The organism is Allolucifera butyrica (genome assembly GCF_900476375.1).
GTDB lineage: Bacteria > Bacillota > Negativicutes > Sporomusales > UPPP01 > Lucifera > Lucifera butyrica.
The window spans coordinates 17,980-36,390 of record NZ_UPPP01000068.1 but is presented as its reverse complement, the minus strand read 5'-3'; the positions used below and the strand labels follow the sequence as shown (position 1 = coordinate 36,390).

The 18,411-nt window shown below is 48.0% G+C and carries 19 protein-coding genes; 15 read left to right on the top strand and 4 right to left on the bottom strand.

The annotated features are described in order from the left end of the window. Positions 1-10 precede the first annotated feature (10 nt). From cobS to LUCIF_RS10085, 10 genes are all read left to right on the top strand, one after another. Entirely contained in the window at positions 11-787 is a 777-nt protein-coding gene (gene cobS / locus LUCIF_RS10130) for an adenosylcobinamide-GDP ribazoletransferase (protein ID WP_243638716.1), read from the top strand. Between the two features lie 54 nt (positions 788-841). Continuing rightward, complete coding sequence (locus LUCIF_RS10125) at positions 842-1,759, top strand: GHMP family kinase ATP-binding protein (protein WP_122627777.1); 918 nt, start codon at positions 842-844, stop codon at positions 1,757-1,759. After that, the gene (cobD, locus tag LUCIF_RS10120; protein ID WP_122627776.1) at positions 1,722-2,813 is read left to right on the top strand and encodes a threonine-phosphate decarboxylase CobD; all 1,092 of its coding nucleotides are present in this window, start codon (positions 1,722-1,724) and stop codon (positions 2,811-2,813) included. The genes LUCIF_RS10125 and cobD overlap by 38 nt, the downstream gene beginning before the upstream one ends. Continuing rightward, positions 2,810-3,427, top strand: a complete 618-nt coding sequence (gene cobC, locus LUCIF_RS10115; protein ID WP_122627775.1) for an alpha-ribazole phosphatase — start codon at positions 2,810-2,812, stop codon at positions 3,425-3,427. Before cobD ends, cobC begins: the two co-directional genes overlap by 4 nt. A 96-nt stretch (positions 3,428-3,523) precedes the next feature. Beyond that, entirely contained in the window at positions 3,524-4,225 is a 702-nt protein-coding gene (locus LUCIF_RS10110) for a metallophosphoesterase (RefSeq protein WP_122627774.1), read from the top strand. 202 nt (positions 4,226-4,427) lie between these two features. Continuing rightward, positions 4,428-5,534, top strand: coding sequence for a WG repeat-containing protein (locus tag LUCIF_RS10105; protein WP_165865957.1), 1,107 nt, complete (start codon positions 4,428-4,430; stop codon positions 5,532-5,534). A 287-nt stretch (positions 5,535-5,821) separates the two neighbouring features. Then, positions 5,822-6,469 carry a polysaccharide deacetylase family protein gene (locus LUCIF_RS10100; RefSeq protein ID WP_165865956.1) on the top strand — a complete coding sequence of 216 codons (648 nt, stop codon included), beginning with the start codon at positions 5,822-5,824 and terminating at the stop codon, positions 6,467-6,469. A 28-nt stretch (positions 6,470-6,497) separates the two neighbouring features. Continuing rightward, positions 6,498-7,217 carry a L,D-transpeptidase family protein gene (locus LUCIF_RS10095; protein ID WP_122627771.1) on the top strand — a complete coding sequence of 240 codons (720 nt, stop codon included), beginning with the start codon at positions 6,498-6,500 and terminating at the stop codon, positions 7,215-7,217. 29 nt (positions 7,218-7,246) lie between these two features. After that, entirely contained in the window at positions 7,247-7,945 is a 699-nt protein-coding gene (locus LUCIF_RS10090) for a polysaccharide deacetylase family protein (protein WP_122627770.1), read from the top strand. 120 nt (positions 7,946-8,065) lie between these two features. After that, on the top strand, positions 8,066-8,833 hold the full coding sequence (locus tag LUCIF_RS10085; protein WP_122627769.1) for a tRNA threonylcarbamoyladenosine dehydratase: 768 nt from the start codon (positions 8,066-8,068) through the stop codon (positions 8,831-8,833). Positions 8,834-9,060: 227 nt separating this feature from the next. On the opposite strand, the gene LUCIF_RS10080 is transcribed toward LUCIF_RS10085, so the two are convergent. After that, entirely contained in the window at positions 9,061-9,444 is a 384-nt protein-coding gene (locus tag LUCIF_RS10080) for a hypothetical protein (RefSeq protein ID WP_122627768.1), read from the bottom strand. Between the two features lie 119 nt (positions 9,445-9,563). On the opposite strand from LUCIF_RS10080, the gene hydE reads away from it, so the two are divergent. Continuing rightward, a complete protein-coding gene (hydE, locus tag LUCIF_RS10075; protein WP_122627767.1) occupies positions 9,564-10,586 on the top strand; it encodes a [FeFe] hydrogenase H-cluster radical SAM maturase HydE in 1,023 nt (340 codons plus the stop codon). Here the strand turns inward: hydE and bioB (LUCIF_RS10070) are convergent. Beyond that, positions 10,583-11,569 carry a biotin synthase BioB gene (gene bioB / locus LUCIF_RS10070; protein WP_122627766.1) on the bottom strand — a complete coding sequence of 329 codons (987 nt, stop codon included), beginning with the start codon at positions 11,567-11,569 and terminating at the stop codon, positions 10,583-10,585. The two genes, hydE and bioB (LUCIF_RS10070), sit on opposite strands and share 4 nt — an antisense overlap. Positions 11,570-11,590: 21 nt before the next feature. Beyond that, positions 11,591-12,574, bottom strand: coding sequence for a biotin synthase BioB (gene bioB / locus LUCIF_RS10065; protein ID WP_122627765.1), 984 nt, complete (start codon positions 12,572-12,574; stop codon positions 11,591-11,593). Positions 12,575-12,949: 375 nt separating this feature from the next. On the opposite strand from bioB (LUCIF_RS10065), the gene cysK reads away from it, so the two are divergent. The 4 genes from cysK to LUCIF_RS10045 all read left to right on the top strand — a co-directional run bounded on the left by cysK (position 12,950) and on the right by LUCIF_RS10045 (position 16,892). Then, positions 12,950-13,888, top strand: a complete 939-nt coding sequence (cysK, locus tag LUCIF_RS10060) for a cysteine synthase A (protein ID WP_122627764.1) — start codon at positions 12,950-12,952, stop codon at positions 13,886-13,888. A 133-nt stretch (positions 13,889-14,021) separates the two neighbouring features. Next, entirely contained in the window at positions 14,022-14,921 is a 900-nt protein-coding gene (locus tag LUCIF_RS10055) for a DUF2156 domain-containing protein (RefSeq protein ID WP_122627763.1), read from the top strand. A 1-nt stretch (position 14,922) separates the two neighbouring features. Beyond that, the gene (locus LUCIF_RS10050; RefSeq protein ID WP_122627762.1) at positions 14,923-16,095 is read left to right on the top strand and encodes a GNAT family N-acetyltransferase; all 1,173 of its coding nucleotides are present in this window, start codon (positions 14,923-14,925) and stop codon (positions 16,093-16,095) included. Between the two features lie 44 nt (positions 16,096-16,139). Continuing rightward, entirely contained in the window at positions 16,140-16,892 is a 753-nt protein-coding gene (locus tag LUCIF_RS10045; protein ID WP_207857392.1) for an HD domain-containing protein, read from the top strand. 173 nt (positions 16,893-17,065) lie between these two features. Here the strand turns inward: LUCIF_RS10045 and LUCIF_RS10040 are convergent, their stop codons facing one another. Continuing rightward, positions 17,066-18,301, bottom strand: coding sequence for an LL-diaminopimelate aminotransferase (locus tag LUCIF_RS10040; RefSeq protein ID WP_122627761.1), 1,236 nt, complete (start codon positions 18,299-18,301; stop codon positions 17,066-17,068). Positions 18,302-18,411 lie beyond the last annotated feature (110 nt).

The window sequence follows — 18,411 nt, the reverse complement described above, 5'->3', positions numbered from 1 at the left end:
TTTAAGGAGGATGGCGCATTTTCGCGCCGGGTTTGAAAATATGCAGGATTTTTTTACAGGCTTACAGTTTTTAACCCGTATCCGCATTACCCGTCAACAGGAATGGTCGGCAGAAAATTTTGGCCGCAGCGTTAAATATTTTCCCCTGGTTGGTGCCGTACTTGGCGTTCTGTTGGCGGCATTGTATTATTTACTGCAGGGATATTTGCCGCTTGTGGCCCGGTATATGCCGGTGAATGTAATCGCGGTTTTGGTTGTTGCCGCCAATATTTTTCTTACCGGCGGTCTCCATTGCGATGGATTAATGGATACCATGGACGGCATTTTTTCCGGCCGTTCCCGGGAAAAAATGCTGGAAATCATGAAGGACAGCCGGGTGGGGGCCAATGGTGCCATTGCCTTCGGAATCCTGTTGCTTGCTAAGTGGTCCTTGCTTTTGGACCTATCCCCTTCCGTTTTGCCGGTTGCTTTATTTGCCATGCCTATACTGGGCCGTTTTTCCATGGTTATGGCTATCACCCTCTTTCCCTATGCCCGCCCGGAAGGAATCGGCAAAGCTTTTGCCCAATTTGCCGGCCGGCATGCTTTGCTGACTGCGGCGTTATTTACGGCGTTTTTTATTATTCCGCTGGGTAAAGAGGCTGTCGCCGGATGGGGCATTACCAGTTTATTTACGCTTATTTTTTGCCGTTACGTTACCCGGCTGCTCGGAGGACTGACGGGCGACGTTTATGGCGCGGTTACGGAACTGTCTGAAGTATTGATATTACTGGTTTTCTTATTTTGATTGCTGCGTCCCGGTGCTGAAACCGGAGGGAAGGCAACGGTAAGGAGTTATTCTATGAAGGCGAAAGTACAGGCTCCCGGTTCGTGTGGGGAACTGGTGCAGGGAACAATAAAGGAGCAAAATTTTTTAATTACGTGTCCAATTGATTTATATTCTACCGTAGAAGTCGGACCGGCACCAAAGCATCCCCGTATGGCGGCCGGTGTTAAGACTTTGGCTGCCGTCGCTAAAACGGCCGAATATCTGGCGGTGGCGGGTAAATCTTTCGAAGTGGTGGTTCGTTCCGAGCTTCCCATGGGAAAAGGAATGGCTTCGAGCAGCGCCGATATCAGTGCCGCCTGCCAGGCTACGGCTGCTACGCTGGGTAAATTGCTCACGGTGGATGAAATTGCCGATATAGCGCTGTCAATTGAGCCGACCGACGGAATTTTTTATACCGGGGTGGTTATGTTTGACCATGTGAAAGGGGAACTGCGGCGGCAGCTTGGCGCGCCGCCGCCGATGCGGATTGCGGTTTTCGATGCCGGCGGAGAAGTTGATACGCTGGGATTTAATCAGCGTACGGATTTGGCCGGACTGAACCGGAAAAAAGAGGAAGCGGTTGCGGCGGCTGCTGAACTGGTTATCCGGGGATTGGCCGCAAACGACTGTAGTCTGATCGGCCGGGGGGCGACATTGAGTGCATTGGCCAATCAGGCCATTTTATATAAACCCTGTCTGCAAACTCTGGCAGAGCTTGTTCCGGCGTTAGGGGCAGTCGGATTGAATGTTGCCCACAGCGGCACGGTGTTGGGCATCCTGTTTGCAGAAAAAGACAGTTGGCGAATTCCGGCGGCCGTTGCCGTCGTGCGAAAGGTTTGTCCGGATATAGAATACCTGCATACGGTGCGGTTCATATCCGGCGGATTAACATTGCAGTACGGAGGAATGCCCGATGGAAAAAATACCGGATCATGGCGGCAATCTTTATAATGCCGCCCGGAAAACCGGCCGGAGCGTGGAGGACTGGCTTGATTTCAGCGCCAACATTAATCCGCTTGGCCTGGCCGGTTGTATTTCGCAGGTACTTGTCCAGTCCATCCCCCGGATTATTCATTATCCGGACCCGGACGCTTTTGAATTAAAACGAATCCTAAGCCGCCGTTACGGGGTGGAGGAAGCTTGTATCACCGCCGGCAACGGCGCTGTGGAATTGTTATATATTTTATGCCATGTGCTAAAACCAAGGCGCGTATTGATTCCGGCGCCTTCGTTCGGTGAATATGAACGGGCCGCCCGGGCGGCCGGGGCGGAGATTAACTATATACTGCTTAAGGATGCGGACGGTTTTTTGCTTACCGCGGCTTCGGTCATAGAAAAGCTGCCCGGCACGGATATGGTGTTTATCGGTAATCCGAATAACCCTACCGGCACGATTCTAACCAACCGGGTTTTGGAGGAAATTATCGAGGCCGCGGGGAAAACCGGCACAGTTGTAGTGCTTGATGAGTCGTTCATTGATTTTTTACCTGATGATGCGCCGTTTACTTGCCGCTCCTTGCTTTCCCGCTACCCCAATCTGGTAATTCTTCATTCGCTGACTAAGTTTTATGCCATTCCCGGATTGCGGCTGGGCTTTAGTCTTACCTCACCGGACCTGGCGCAAAAACTGCATGCCGCCAAAGACCCGTGGAATGTCAATTCATTAGCCCAAGCAGCCGGCATTGCCGCCTTGGAGGATGAAGAATACGGACGCCGGAGCAGAAGTCTTGTTCAGCAGGCCAATAAAAGTATGTATGAGGGGCTGCAAAAAATTGCCGGCTTTAAACCTTTTCCGCCAGCGGTTAATTATATTCTGGTGCATACCGGTAACCGCCGGACGGCAGTTGAAATGCAACAGAGTCTGCTGGCTTACGGTATTTTAATTAGAGACTGCAGTAATTATCCGGGATTGTCACCGGCCTACATCCGGGTGGCGGTAAAGCGTCCCGCACAAAACCAGGTCTTGCTCGATACTTTACAAAATATTGCAGGTGAAGAAAAATGACAAAGGTTATCTTGGTCCGTCATGGTCAAACTGTATGGAATCATGCCATGCGGTATCAGGGACATACGGACGTGGAACTGACGGAAACCGGACTGGGCCAGGCGAAATTAGTGGCGGAGCGTCTGCGTCCGGAACCAATTCAGGCGGTATATGCCAGCGATTTAAGCCGGGCTTTCCAAACGGCGGAAGAAATTGCGCGGTTTCATGCTTTGCCGGTTCAAAGCGTGCCGGAACTGCGCGAAATAAAGTTTGGCGAGTGGGAAGGCCTGACTTATGACGAAATTTATGCCCGCTGGCCCGAAATTATGGATAAGTTTTATACCCATACGGATGAAATTCAGATTCCCGGCGGCGAATCGTTTAAGGAACTGAAAGAACGGGCCGAAGAGGCTATACAAAAGCTTATCAGACAGCATGAAGGGGAAACCATTGCGGTCGTATCGCATGGTGGAACAATCCGGGCCCTATTATGCGCCGCCTTAAATATTCACCTGAATTTTGTCTGGAATATCCGCCAGGACAATACGGCAGTTAATATAATTGAGTATCATAATGACCGGGCGATTGTCGCCCTGGTCAATGATATTCATCATCTGGCACCGCCACAGCCGTGAGTTTCTTTTTGTAGCCGACGGTTGAATAGTTAATTATTTCCTGGAAATAATTGTAATATAACTAACGCGAGAAAAGATATCAAAAGGTGTTGAGATATGAGTACTATTTTTGCTATCGGCGATTTGCATTTATCCGGGGAGCCGCCGAAAAAACCGATGGTAGTATTCGGTGAGCAATGGCGTGACCATTGGCGTAAAATTAGCGCTTCCTGGCGGCAATCTGTTCAGGAAAGGGATGTCGTTTTAATCGCCGGCGATATTTCCTGGGCTATGGATTTAGAAGAGGCAATGGAGGATTTAAATGAGATTCACCAAATGCCCGGCCAAAAGATACTGGTCAAGGGAAATCATGATTTTTGGTGGTCCACGGCCGCCAAAATGAAACAACAATTGCCGGCTTCCATTTCTTTTATTCATAATTCCTTTATTCCCGTAGGAGATATCGCCGTTTGCGGCAGCCGGGGCTGGGTGAATCCTTATGACAGTAATTTTACGGCCCAGGATCAAAAGATTTATGAGCGGGAAGAACAACGGATTGCCGTCTCACTGGCAGCGGCTCAAAAAGAAGGGTATAAGCAGCAGATTGTGGTTACCCACTTCCCAATGTTTTACCAGGGACAGGGAACGGAACGCTTCTTGAAAATACTGAATACGGCTCAGGTTGAACACTATATTTTCGGTCATCTGCACGGGGAAGGAATCGTATTGGGTCCGGGACCAAACTGTTGTCCTTTCCAGTGTCATCTGGTTTCCTGTGATGCCTTGCATTTTCAGGTGAAAAAAATCATGGAAGTCTGACGGGCCGCTGTTATAGGAACTGTCTAAAAAGGTTTTTTGCTTTTTAGACAGTTCCTTTTTCTACATACTGCCCCCTGCTCCGTGAGCCGAAAAAGCGCGACTATTTTTTCTTGGCCGGTCATATATTTTGATGATATTGAAAACCTGCTTAAAGATATGGCAGCAGTCAGGACCCGATGGATGAATGGAGGGCAGGTTGGGTGTGAAAAAGTCGGTTGTTTTAAGTACGAATTTATTCATCGTCGCCATGGCGGCTTGGATTTTTCTGGCCTGTTATTTGGGAAAACCGCCGGCCGGTTCTGCCAAGTGGGGTTTTATTGATACAACCGGCCAAGAGATTATCAAACCTCAATTTACCAGAGTTGAAAAATACAGTGAGGGATTGGCGGCGGTTGACAGAGACGGTTCCTTGGGGTTTATCGACAAGCAAGGTGACATGGTGATAAAACCGCAATATCAAGAGGCCGGACCATTTAGCGCCGGGTTAGCCGCCGTCAAATGGAATGATAGGTATGGTTATATTAATACGGCCGGTACAATGGTTGTGGCGGCGAAATATGACTGGGCCGGTGATTTTTCCGGGGATGCTGCGGCAGTGGGAGTAGACGATAAATTTGGTTATATAGACAGGCAGGGAAAGTGGATTTACGAGCCGGCTTTTGAATTTGCCGGAGATTTTAATGATGGGATGGCAGTAATCCGGGCCAATAACCAATATGGTTTTTTGCATAAGGACGGACAATTGGTTATGACTCCTCAGTTTGAATTTATACGGGATTTTCATGAAGAACTTGCCGCTGTGAAGGTCGGGTCGAAATGGGGTTATTGTAATAAACAGGGTAATCTTATGATTCCGCCGCATTTTGATTGGGCCTGGAATTTCAAGGAAGGGGCCGGGTTGGTTAAATTGGGCAATAAATATGGTTATATCAATAAAAAAGGTGATTTTGTAATCAGTCCTAAGTTCGACTGGGCCTGGGAATTTAGTGAAGGGCTGGCCAAAGTAATGATAAAAGGGAAAGCGGGGTTTATTGATCATACAGGTAAACTTGTTATCCCTCTGAACTGGAATTGGGCCGGCAGTTTTTACAACGGCTGCGCCAAAGTGTTCCATAATGGCAAGTATGCCTTAATTAACCGGCAAGGCCAAGTTGCCTTGCCAGCCGGGTATGAAAAAACAACCGATTTTTCCGATGGATTCGCCGCCGTACAGGAAATTCAAACTGTGAATCCGGTAAAAAAGAAATTTTGGAAAGCCATTACAATAACACGGCAATGCCTCCGCTGGGCTAAGGAACTTATTTTCTAGCGACGAGCCTGCTTAAAAAGCGCACCAATCCCACTTTTCGCAGTCCTCTGCCACCCGACAATAATTGCGAAATGTGGAACACTACGTTGTTGCGGCTGCGCGTTCTCACTCAACGTACGACTGAGTACGCCTTCGTTCAAATGCCCTAGTATCTGCATCTTTTTAAGCAGGCTCAGGGATGGGAGGGATGCGCTACGATCGTAAGGATTAACAGACCGTTTTTATCATCCGGATTTTTATATGGCGCCCTGGGGATTTTTACTATACTTACCCTCTACTCCTATGGTTTGCCAATATGGAAGGAGCAGCCCGTGGCGATCGCCGGAACCTTAACCGACGACCGGGTCGTAGCGTTAACGTTTGATTATGACCAGGGAGAAGGCGCGGCACCGCAGATTTTGGCTATATTAAAAGAAGGCAATGCAAAAGCGACTTTTTTTATGAACGGCAACAGCGTCCGCGACAATCCCGAACTGGTTCACCGTATGATGGCCGAAGGTCATGAAATCGGGAATCAGGGATACTCGCAGCAGGATTATCGCCGGCTAACTGCGGCCCAAATAGAAGGGGAGATCCGTAGTTGCAATACAGTTTTCGAAAAGATGACGGGGCTAAAGTCTTCGCTGGTACGATTCCCATTAGGGCACTTTAACCGTGATTCCCTGGAGGCAGTTAATAAACTTGGGTTTACGGCAATTATTTGGAATATTGATTCCAAGGATACCACGATCACTTCGGCAGACAGGATTGTTGAACAAATCGCCGGGCATATCAAGCCGGGTTCCATTATCCTGCTGCATTGTTCCGACCGGATTGCCGGAACGGTCCAGGCTTTGCCCGCTATCCTTAAATTGATAGGCGATGCAGGGTATCAAACGGTGACGGTGGGGCAGCTTTTACAGCAGCATAGCCAAAAAGGGGTTGTGCGTTATTAACCGGAAAGATTGAATGGAGGAGGGGGGAATGGTGTCTGGACTCAGGACTTTTATCTGCAACCGCCGCAATCTGTATTATGGCATAACGATTCTGTTATTTGCCAGTATTATTGCCGGGATTTGGGGGTGGGAATATTTAGATGAACAGGAATTGGCAGCGGCTCCTAATCAGCCGACTACGGCTCCGACCGGCAAAGTTCACATTATAATTAAAATTCCGGCCCGTACTTTGGAAGTTTATAACGATAATAATTTATACAAAGTTTATAAAATTGCCGTGGGAAAAAGCAATACACCAACACCAATTGGAGAATGGAAAGTTGTCTGGAAAGACTATAATTGGGGTTCCGGCTTTGGTACCCGCTGGATGGGGCTGAATGTACCTTGGGGAATTTATGGCATCCATGGCACGAATAATCCCTGGTCAATCGGGCGGTATGCCAGCCATGGCTGTATCCGGATGCGGAATAAAGATGTGGAAGAACTGTTTGAATGGATTCCGGTCGGAACGAGCGTCCGGATTGAAGGGAAAAAGACGAAAGTACTACGGACCTTGAAGTATCAAGCAAGTGGTACTGATGTTGTTGCGCTGCAGCTTAAATTAAAGGAATTGGGTTATTTGACCACCGTTGCCGACGGAATCTTCGGTAAAACAACGGATGCCGCCTTACGGGCCTACCAGTTGGATAAAGGAATCGAACCGGACGGCATTGCCAATCGACGGGTCCTTGATCTTTTGGGCATATAGATTCTTGAACAGCCGGAGGAGCGGGTCCAATGAAAGTAGGAAGAAAATATTTTTGGGGATTATTGGTGTGTGCCGTTGTTTCAGTCGCAGCCGGAACGTATGCTGTGGATTACGGCGATAAAATAGTCAAGAAAGTACCGACGACCCATAAGGTATTGGCCCTTACCTTTGATGACGGTCCCTATCCGGGAACAACGGAAAATCTATTGACTGTACTCAAGGAGAAACATGTCCGGGGAACCTTTTTTGTTCTTGGCAGCAACGCCGAGCGATACCCGCAACTGCTGGCGGAAATTGTGGCGAATGGACATGAGGTCGCCAGTCATAGCTATACACACCGGTTTATAAACCGGTTGAGTAAAAATGAATTTGAGCAGGAAATCGTGAAGGCGGAAAATGCGATTTCCCGGATTGCGCCGAAACCAACGCTTTTCCGTCCGCCCGGAGGGGGCTATAATGACCGCATGGTAAGTGAACTGGCCAAACGGGGCTATACAACCGTGCTTTGGTCAATCGATCCCCGGGACTGGGAAGGAAGAGGGGTTGAGCAAATTGTTAATACCGTGGTCAAGGAGGCGGCGCCGGGCGGAATTATTTTGCTGCATGAAGGAAAATGTGCCAAATCCACCGCAGCGGCGGTTGAAATTCTTATTGACCGGCTGCGGGAAAAGGGGTATGAATTTGTAACGGTAAGCGGCCTGTTGCGTTATTATGAAATGCGCCCGTAAAACCCACATTTTAATAAATTTTTCCTATTTTACAGGAGAAAATAGCAATGTTGACGGCATTGCTATTTTTTGATACGCTAAGTTAGCTGGCAATAATGATAATAATTAAAGGGTGAAATTATGTTACATAAATTTTCCAGAACCGAACTCTTAATCGGCGCAGCGGCGCTGGACAAGCTGGCCAAAAGTAAAGTCGCCGTTTTTGGAATTGGCGGCGTAGGTACGTTTGCTGTGGAAGGGCTGGTCCGGTCCGGAGTGGGAAAACTGGTGCTGGTTGATGATGATTGTATTTGTCTTACCAATATTAACAGGCAACTGCATGCCACTACCAAAACCGTAGGAAAACCAAAAGTTGAGGTTATGCGCGACCGCATCCTGGAAATCAATCCGGAGGCGGAAGTTACCGTATTTCAGCGCTTTTATATGCCCGGTACGGCAGACGAGTTAATTCATGACGATTATGATTATATTATTGATGCCATCGATACTGTAACCGGTAAAATCGACCTTATTATGCGGGCCAAAGAAAAAGGCATTCCTGTTATTAGCTGCATGGGCGCGGGAAATAAACTCGATCCAACCCAGTTGGAAGTAGCCGACATTTTTAGCACTTCCATATGTCCGCTGGCGAAAGTGATGCGACAGGAGCTGAGAAAAAGAGGCGTTACTTCTCTGAAGGTGGTTTATTCCCGGGAAGAACCGCTCCGGCCGGTACAAACGGAGCATTCCAACTGCAATCAGGGGTGTATCTGTCCGCCGGGAACTACCCGGAAATGCACCGTCCGTCATCAAATTCCCGGCAGTATTGCTTTTGTCCCTTCCGTTGCCGGATTGATCCTTGCCGGCGAAGTGGTCAAAGATATAATAGGTGATAAGAAAAACCGCTAACGCGGTTTTTCGGTTCATAGCGCAGGGCTCAAGGCGCAAGGAAACCATCTGGAAATCATTTTGGCGCCAATCCAGGCAGAAGGATCGTCTTGTCATAAGCGGAGGTTAAGTGATAACGGCGGAGCGTTGATAAGGCGATTCTTTTGCCGTAATGGCTATCTATCTATGTAGAACCTATATATAATAAGAAAAACCGCATTAGCGGTTTTTCTTTCTTCGGCTTATTTTTAAACCTCGCCGCCATTTTGCTTTAAAATAGTAACTGCTTCGTCCATACGTTCTTCCGGGACAAAAGTCACCAGGGTAAAAGCACGACCGCCGGCCAAGCCGTAGCCTTCCATACTGAAACCGCTGACCGACGGGTCGGCGCCCATCAAAACGCGGGTGCTGGCATTGGCGTCGTTTGGATTATTGGCGGAAAAGAGGGTTAAGCCGGTTAGGGTCTCAGCCTGAGCAACCGGGTCATCCTGATTCTCGTCCTGAGTGACACCGAAGCGGCTGTTCCGGCGAACCTGGGCATCCGTCAGTCCGGCTGCAGCCAGTGCCTGTTTGGCTGCAGCCGCCTTGGTACTGGATGGAAAATGCGCAATAATCGTATGCTCGTTTGCCATAAACCGACCTCCTTTAAAACTAGTTTAGACAGAAGTCGGGCTTATATTCTATAATAGAATTGAAAACTTTTTAAGAAGGGGCAGTAGCAGAAGTTACTGTTTATGAGGAGCGATTTTATATGTTGGATATAATTAATAAAGCGGCAGCGACACACGAACTGGCCAGGGAAGAAATTGTCCGGCTGCTTAGGGACACCGACTTTATGCCGGAGCTTTTGGCCGCAGCCGACAGGGTACGCAAACACTACAAAGGGGATGAAGTACACCTGCGGGGATTAATCGAGTTTTCCAACCGGTGCAAACAAAATTGCCTGTATTGCGGCCTGCGTCGGGACAATCAAAACATCGAACGCTATCGTCTGGAGCCGGACGAGATTATTGAGCTGGCCCGTAAAGCCAAAGATTACGGCTATAAAACAGTCGTTTTGCAATCGGGGGAAGATGATTACTATACGGTTGACAGAATGTGTTATATCATCCGCAAAATTAAGGAACTGGATGTAGCGATTACCATCAGCGCCGGCGAAAAAAACCAGGCGGAATACCGGGCTTATAAGGAGGCCGGTGCAGACCGTTATCTGCTGCGGATTGAAACGACGGATGAACAGCTGTATCACCGCCTGGATCCGGGTATGAGTTTTGCCAACCGTATCCGATGCCTGCAAGATTTAAAAAGCTTAGGCTATGAAGTCGGTACCGGCTGCATGGTGGGATTACCCGGTCAGACCGTAGAGTCCCTGGCCGAAGACATTTTGTTTTTTAAACAAATTGATGCCGACATGATCGGCATCGGTCCCTTTATTCCCAACCAGGATACGCCGCTGGGAGAGGCTCGGGGAGGTGCTTTTGAGCTTAGCTTAAAAGTTATGGCCATTACCAGACTATTGCTGCCGGATATCAATATACCGGCAACAACAGCCATGGAGAGTCTGCATCCGAACGGCAGAATGATTGCGCTGCAGAGCGGAGCGAATGTAGTAATGCCGAATGTTACGGAAGGGGAATACCGCCGGCTCTATGCTCTTTATCCGGGGAAGATCTGTATAAACGACACACCGGGACACTGCCGGGCCTGTATTACCGGCAAAATTCAGGCGATTGGCCGGAAAGTATCCGGCAGTTACGGATTTAGACACAATTAAGGCATTAACGGTTTTAGCCCTAATTCTTTCACCGTATTTAAATCGTCACCCGGAGTACGGCCCTGGGTAGTAAGATAATTGCCAAGCAACATACCGTTTATCCCGGACAGGAAACCGAGGGGAACCAATTCTCCCAAATTGCGTTCCCTTCCTCCGGCATAGCGGATAATTTTTGTCGGCAGAATGAAACGGAACAGGGCAAAGGTTTGCAGGATCTCTAAAGGATGAAGGCGCTTATTATCGGCAAAGGCTGTTCCTTTAATCGGATTTAATACGTTAATCGGTACGGAGTCAACATCCAGCCGTCTGAGCTCAAAGGCTAATTCCACCCGTTGACGCCATGATTCGCCAAGCCCGATGATGCCGCCGGAACACACCTGCAAACCGGCAGCTTTTACATTTTGAATGGTAGTTACCCTGTCTTCATAGGTATGGGTGGTGCAAATTTGCGGGAAAAGGGTTGGACTGGTTTCCAGATTGTGATGATAGCGGGTAATGCCGGCGTCTTTTAGGGCCAGAACATGAGACGGTTCTAAAAGCCCCAGGGAACAGCAGCGATTCAGGTTGGTTTCCCGGCCGATCCGTTGAATAGTACTGAGGATCCGGTCAAAATCCGGATCCTTTTTCATGCCGCAGCCTGCGGTTACGATACAGAACCGGTACGCACCGTCCACCGCTGCTTTTTTGGCGGCGGCGAGGATGGTTTCCTCAGCCAGCAGGGGATAGGTTTCCACAGCCACGTCATAATGAGCGGACTGGGCGCAAAATTTGCAGTCTTCCGAACAGCCGCCCGAACGGGCATTAATGATTTCGCAAGTGTCTACCTGGTCACCGGTAAATTCTTCACGGATTTTATTGGCGACACCCAGCAAAAGCGGAATATCCGACGGTTCAACCTGCGTGAGCGACAAGGCTTCGTCAAAAGTAAGCCGGCCGCCGGTCAACACTTTTTTTCCTAATGAAAAAATCAAATCATAGCTCATTTTGTTCCTCCTAATGTTTAATTATACTGGTTCCAGTCCCGCATCACGGACCATGGTATAATCCATGGTGGTGTCCCGGCCGGAGAAAGTTAAATAATGGCCGACGATTAATCCGTTGGCGCCAGCCAGCATGGCGGTTCCCTGCAAATCCCGCAGATTGATCTCCCGGCCGCCGGCAGGCCGGATTACTTTGTCCGGCAAAATAAAGCGGAAGAGGGCCAGCGTTTTTATAATTTCCAGCGGCTGGATTCTTGGGTTCATCTCTTCGAGCGCTGTACCCTTTATCGGATTGAGGATATTAACCGGCACGGAGTCAACCTCCAGACTGCGCAGGGTGAATGCTAGTTCCACCCGGTCTTGCCATGTTTCTCCCATGCCGATAATGCCGCCGGAGCATAATTCCATTCCGGCCGCCTTCGCGGCTTTTAATGTATGTAACCGGTCTTCGTAAGGATGAGTGGAACAGATTTTAGCATAATAACTCCGGCTGGTTTCAAGATTATGGGCGTAGCGCCGGACGCCGGCCGCTGCCAACAGCGCAGCCTGGTCGGGCCGCAGGGTTCCCAGATTGGCACAGACCGAAAGTCCGGTCGTCTCTTTAAGGACGGCGATTCTGTTGATAAGACCGGGAAAATCGAGGTCGTTCTCCATGCCTTTACCGCTGGTTACAAGACTGAGCCGCTGCACTCCGTGGGCAGCTACTTTTTTGGCCTCGGCAATCAGGTCGTCAGATTGCCGCAGGGGGAAAACGGGGGCTTGGGTCTGATGATATACGGACTGGGAGCAAAACTTGCAATCTTCGCTGCAAAGACCAGAGCGGGCATTAATAATACCGCACATTTCCACAGTTGTTCCGGCGTACGTATGCCGTATTTTATTGGCGTAGGCCGCCAGCAGCGGAATATCTTCCGTTTTTACCGACTGGAGCCGCATTGCTTCCTCATAGGTTATGGAGGCTCCCTGCAGTACTTTTTTCCCTAATCGTATAATTTCCAAATCAGTCATTATCGTCCTCCTGATTGTTAACTAAAAACAAAACGACTAGTTAACTAAAATGGTAAACCAATAATCAATTAATGGTTAACAACTCAATGATACAATGTGGCGGCAAAAATGTAAATATGGAACGAGTACGCTTGTAAATGATATTTTGCTGCTATTCTTACTTGACTTGGGCGTATAAATGGTATATATTAAAAATATAATAATAACTGAAGTGCTGATTGGAAAAACCAAAGGCCAAATAAATGTTCGCAAGGACGTTTATTTGGTTTTCTGTTTTTGCCAAAAGATTTTTTCGTGCCCTTACTTACATAAATGCATGAGTTGAATTTCAATCAGCCTGCAAAATGCCGCTAACTATAAAGGGGGAATTTTTTCATGAAAGAAATCGCCAAAAGTTTGACAGACCTTATCGGCAACACACCGCTTTTAGAATTATCCAATTATAATGCAGAAAAGAAAGTGGCGGGACGGCTTATTGCCAAACTGGAGTATTTTAATCCACTGAGCAGTGTGAAAGACCGGATTGGGTATGCCATGATTAAAGATGCCGAAGAGAAGGGGCTTATTACCAGCGATACGGTTATTGTCGAACCGACCAGCGGTAATACCGGAATCGGGCTGGCCTTTGTAGCGGCAGCCAAAGGGTATAGGCTCATTCTTACCATGCCGGATACCATGAGCCTGGAAAGACGGAATTTGTTGAAGGCCTTGGGGGCGGAGCTGGTTCTTACACCCGGAGTGGAAGGAATGAAAGGGGCTATTAAGAAGGCCGAAGACTTACTCGCCGCAATGCCGAATGCTTACATGCCACAGCAGTTTAAAAACCCCGCTAACCCGGAAATACACCGTCAAACAACGGCTGAAGAAATATGGCGGGATACAGAGGGGCAGGTTGACATTTTTGTCGCCGGTGTCGGCACCGGCGGTACGCTTACCGGGGTTGGCGAAGTCTTGAAGCAGAAAAAAAACAATGTGAAAATCGTTGCCGTGGAACCTTACGATTCTCCCGTGTTATCGGGTGGAAAACCGGGTCCTCATAAAATTCAAGGTATTGGTGCCGGATTTGTGCCCGCTGTCTTTAATCCGGCTGTGGTTGATGAGATTATTACCGTGAAAAATGAAGATGCCTTTGCAACTGCCAGGGATATTGCCCGTACCGAAGGGCTGCTGGTGGGGATATCCAGCGGTGCGGCGGCTTTTGCCGCTACCCAGCTGGCATTAAGACCGGAGAATAAAGGAAAGGTAATTGTTGTTTTATTGCCGGATACCGGTGAAAGATATTTGTCCACACCGCTATTCCAATCTGTGGAATAAGTAAGAACAGTTAGAAAAAACCATTTCCCGTGAAAACGGGAATGGTTTTTTCACTTTGAAACAGGAAATGCTTATATCAGCGCGAATTGTTTTTTAATAGCATTTTTTCTCATGCCTAAAGGGGGTCTTTTTTATTTTTTTTCGTTCAATTCAGTTAGCAGATAAACCGGTATTTGACCAATATTTTCAGCAACGAAGATACGATAACGCCGAATGTACATTTACTAATTTATATATGTGGCGCAAAGCGTATTCCATTGAATGGGCTCAGAAAGATGATTTTATATGTATTAAAGCGGCCTGGCAAAAGGGGAGTCCTTATATATTGCCTCCTTTTGGCAATCGCGACGGAGTGGGAAAAATCCTGGACAAATTAATGGATTATTTTCAGCAAAACCAGTGGCCCTTTTTAATGAAAGGAGTTACAGCGGATATGGTGGCGGCCATTGAGCGGGAAAGACCGGGTCTTTTTTGTTTCCAGCCGGACCGGAATAATTTTGACTATGTTTATTTAGTTCAGGATATGGTGGAATTGAAAGGCCGAAAATACAGCAAAAAAAATAATCATATAAATTATTTTAAGCGGAATTATCAGCCATACCGTTATATGACGATTACCGCAGACCTTATTCCTGCCTGTAAGGAAATGGCTCTCGCGTGGTATGATACACATAACGGCGAGAAGGAAGAGAGTCTGCAGTTTGAGCTGCAGGCGATTCATGATGTGCTCGACCATTATGACTATTTAGGTGTTCAGGGCGGCGTCATTGTTATTCAGGACAAACTGGAGGGGTTTACTTTCGGTGAACCTTTAAATGAAGATACGGCTGTCGTTCATATTGAAAAAGGTTCGGGATTGCGCGGCATTTATCAGGTTATTAATCAGGAATTTTGCGCCAATGCCTGGCCGCATATGAAATACGTAAACCGGGAAGAAGATATGGGAATTGAAGGGCTGAGACAAGCCAAGGAATCGTATTATCCTGTAAAAATGACAGAGAAGTATACTGCTACCTTAAAAGCGGAGGTATAGTATGGAGATCCAAATGGCCCGCCAACCGGACGAAGCGGCTGTTAAACGGCTGTGGGATTATTGTTTTGAAAAAAAAGAAGAGCCATTTTTTAAATGGTATTTTTCTCAATATTACCGGCTTGATAATGTCTTGACGGTTAAGCGGCAGGAAAAACTGATCGCCTGTTTGCATTTAAACCCCTATGAATTGTTTTTGCGGCAGACAGCGATGGCGGTTTCTTACATTGTAGGCGTGGCTACGGCACCTGAGGAACGGGGCGGCGGAGTAATCCGTCCTTTACTGCAGGCGGCGCTGTATGAGATGAGAAAGAGGGGCCATGCCGTCAGTATTCTTATGCCTTCCAAAGCCGGTTTCTATTATCCCTATGAATGGGAATTGTGTTATCATCATTACCGGTACGATTTGCCTTTGGACAGTCTGGCGGGACTGCCCAAAGCGGCAGCAAGTGTTTCCTTCTATCAAAGGGAAGACGATATCGGTAAGTTGGACCAGATTTACCGGCAGTTTACCCGGAATAAGCATGGCTATACCATGCGCGGCCGCTTGAACTGGCAACAGCTTATTGAAGAACATCAACTGGAGAATGGCTATGTTTGTTTGTGGGAAGACGATAACGGACCGGCTGCTTACTTGTTTTATATTTTGCAGGAGCGAAAAATGATTGTCCGGGAGATGGCCTGGGTAAACCAGCCTACTCAGAACGGCGTGTTGCGGTTTTTGTATCAGCACCGGGCCCAGGCCGATACTTGGGAGTGGAATGCACCGCTGGACGATCTGACCTGCTTTATGCTGCCGGACCCGAAGCAGGGAATTTCCCTGTTTCCTTTCATGTCGGCGCGGGTAGTTGATGTTGGTCTGGCTCTGGAGAAGATTTATTATCCGGAAACGGGGCCGCTGGCAATCACCATTGCTGTTAAGGATGAGCTGGCTGAATGGAACCAGCGTCTTTTTTCGCTGGAGGTACGGGAGGGAAAAGGAAAGGTTACTGCTTGTGCTGCCCAGGTGGGTGACGTGGAATGTTCAATCGGTGCCTTTACCCAATTGTTCTTTGGGCGGCTTGATGCCAACGATCTGTTGCGAATGGGCCGGTTGAACATTCAATCAGAAAAAGCATTGGCTGATTTGCTGCGCCTATTCCCTAAATGCCATAACTATATTAATGAATATTATTAGACCCGCAATGTGGTATTAGCGGAAACGCTGGAAGAGGTGATACTATGCAATCGAGGGAATTAAACAAGCTGTATGATTGGTTTGGAATGTATGTGGCTTCTTTTAATACTCCGGACCAGGAAGTGCAAAGCCAGATTACATTAAAAAGAGAGCATACCCTGCGTGTGGTTCAATATAGTGTGGAATTAGCCCGTCACTTGGTCCTTTCTCCAGCCGACCAGCAATTGGCGGAGGTAATTGCTTTATTCCATGATATCGGCAGATTTAAGCAATATACGCTGTACCGCACCTTTAGCGACAGCCAGTCGGAGGATCATGCCGTCCTGGGATTAAGGGAAATTGCTGCGCTAAAGGAATTGGGGGCGCTGGCGCCGGAAGAAACAGAGTGTTTCCGTTTTGCCGTCTCCAGCCACAATGCAGTCAAAATTCCGGTCGCTGCATCGGCCAGGGAAAAGTTATTTGCCTCGATCATCCGTGATACGGATAAGCTCGATATCTATTATGTTCTGGAGCCCTTTCTCAGTCCGCCGGCAGCCGAGGGGTGTTCGAAAATTTTGGTGGAAGACCTGCTGGCAGGCCGCCAGTCTCATTATACGGATATGAAGACGCCGGACGACAGGAAGCTGATCCGGTTATCCTGGATTTACGATATAAATTACGACTGGACATTAAAGCGGATTTATGACCAGGGTTATGTAGATAAAATTGCCGCTCATTTGCCTGCCACAAAAGAGATTGCGGCCGCAGTGGATCAACTGCGTTCCTATATTGATGCCAGACTGAGTAAAAAACGGTAATTGGAGATTGGGAATTGGGAAGGAGACGGAAGGATTAAAAAAGCTGCTAAGGCGATTCGCCTTAGCAGCTTTGCGTTTTTGGGAGAGTTTCGCACTGACGCCCGAAGACTGCGACGTCTGTCCGCGCCCTGGGCCCTGCGCCACGAGCCGCCAAACCGCGTTAGCGGTTTGGCTTATACTTTAAGTCTGGTTTTTATTCTCTCAATTGCTTCCCGGGTATTTTCCTGATTGCCAAAAGCAGTCAGCCGGAAATAGCCTTCACCGGACGGACCGAAGCCGGAACCGGGCGTACCGACTAAATGAGCCTCGGTAAGCAGTTTGTCGAAGAATGCCCAGGAATCCATGCCTTGCGGTGTTTTCAGCCAGATATATGGTGCGTTGACACCGCCGAACACGGTTAAGCCAATACTTAGCAAACCATCCCGGATTACTTTGGCATTCGCCATATAGTAGCCAATCAATTCTTTGATTTGATGCTGACCGGCCGCAGTATAAACCGCCTCGGCTCCCTTTTGGACAATGTAAGGAACTCCGTTAAATTTAGTGGTTTGCCGCCGGTTCCAAAGCGGGTTCAGGGGCTGTCGCCTGCCGGATGCCGTCAAAGCGGTAACTGCTTTCGGCACTACCGTAAAGGCGCAGCGTGTACCGGTAAATCCCGCATTTTTGGAAAAGGAACGGAACTCAATGGCTACTTCTTTGGCGCCTTCAATTTCATATATGCTGTGGGGAATATCCGGTTCCTGAATATAAGCTTCATAGGCGGCATCATATAAAATAACGGCATCCTGCTCGCGGGCATAATCCACCCAAACTTTGAGCTGTTTTTTAGTAAGCGTGGTGCCGGTAGGATTATTCGGCATACAAAGATAGATTAGATCCACTTTAGCGGCCGGCAAAGCGGGAATAAAATTATTTTCCGCATTACAAGACAGGTAAACGACATTGCCGAATCTTCCATTGGCGCCTAAATCAGCGGTTCTTCCGGCCATGACGTTCGTGTCGAGATAAACCGGGTATACAGGATCGGTAATGGCTACCGTATTATTCAGTCCGAATATTTCCTGGATGTTTCCCACATCACTTTTGGAACCGTCGCTGACAAATACCTCGTCGGCGTCAAGGTGGATCCCGCGGGGAATATAATCCGTATCAATAATCTTCTGAATCAGAAACGGATAGCCTTGTTCCGGGCCATAACCGCGAAATGTTGCTTCATTGGACATTTCGTCAACCGCCTGATGCATAGCGGCAATTATGGACGGAGGCAACGGGCGGGTAACATCGCCAATACCCAGGCGGATCACATTGGCAGACGGGTTATCCGTCTTAAATTTTGCTACCTTGCGGGCTATTTCAGCAAATAAGTAACTACCAGGCAATTTAAGATAATTTTCATTAATGGTGGCCATTTGGCAAACTCCTTTCCAAAATAAAGCAGTATTTAAATTATACAACAGTCAAGGACATAATGCATCCCAGGAGGGGAAGTTATCTTATTTTTTTCCTAAGAATGTCTGAT

Coding starts and splice junctions, on each gene's coding strand:
- cobS (WP_243638716.1), top strand. CDS start 11: ATGGCGCATTTTCGCGCCGGGTTTGAAAATATGCAGGATTTTTTTACA.
- LUCIF_RS10125 (WP_122627777.1), top strand. CDS start 842: ATGAAGGCGAAAGTACAGGCTCCCGGTTCGTGTGGGGAACTGGTGCAG.
- cobD (WP_122627776.1), top strand. CDS start 1,722: ATGGAAAAAATACCGGATCATGGCGGCAATCTTTATAATGCCGCCCGG.
- cobC (WP_122627775.1), top strand. CDS start 2,810: ATGACAAAGGTTATCTTGGTCCGTCATGGTCAAACTGTATGGAATCAT.
- LUCIF_RS10110 (WP_122627774.1), top strand. CDS start 3,524: ATGAGTACTATTTTTGCTATCGGCGATTTGCATTTATCCGGGGAGCCG.
- LUCIF_RS10095 (WP_122627771.1), top strand. CDS start 6,498: ATGGTGTCTGGACTCAGGACTTTTATCTGCAACCGCCGCAATCTGTAT.
- LUCIF_RS10090 (WP_122627770.1), top strand. CDS start 7,247: ATGAAAGTAGGAAGAAAATATTTTTGGGGATTATTGGTGTGTGCCGTT.
- LUCIF_RS10085 (WP_122627769.1), top strand. CDS start 8,066: ATGTTACATAAATTTTCCAGAACCGAACTCTTAATCGGCGCAGCGGCG.
- LUCIF_RS10080 (WP_122627768.1), bottom strand. CDS start 9,444: ATGGCAAACGAGCATACGATTATTGCGCATTTTCCATCCAGTACCAAG.
- hydE (WP_122627767.1), top strand. CDS start 9,564: ATGTTGGATATAATTAATAAAGCGGCAGCGACACACGAACTGGCCAGG.
- bioB (WP_122627766.1), bottom strand. CDS start 11,569: ATGAGCTATGATTTGATTTTTTCATTAGGAAAAAAAGTGTTGACCGGC.
- bioB (WP_122627765.1), bottom strand. CDS start 12,574: ATGACTGATTTGGAAATTATACGATTAGGGAAAAAAGTACTGCAGGGA.
- cysK (WP_122627764.1), top strand. CDS start 12,950: ATGAAAGAAATCGCCAAAAGTTTGACAGACCTTATCGGCAACACACCG.
- LUCIF_RS10050 (WP_122627762.1), top strand. CDS start 14,923: ATGGAGATCCAAATGGCCCGCCAACCGGACGAAGCGGCTGTTAAACGG.
- LUCIF_RS10045 (WP_207857392.1), top strand. CDS start 16,140: ATGCAATCGAGGGAATTAAACAAGCTGTATGATTGGTTTGGAATGTAT.
- LUCIF_RS10040 (WP_122627761.1), bottom strand. CDS start 18,301: ATGGCCACCATTAATGAAAATTATCTTAAATTGCCTGGTAGTTACTTA.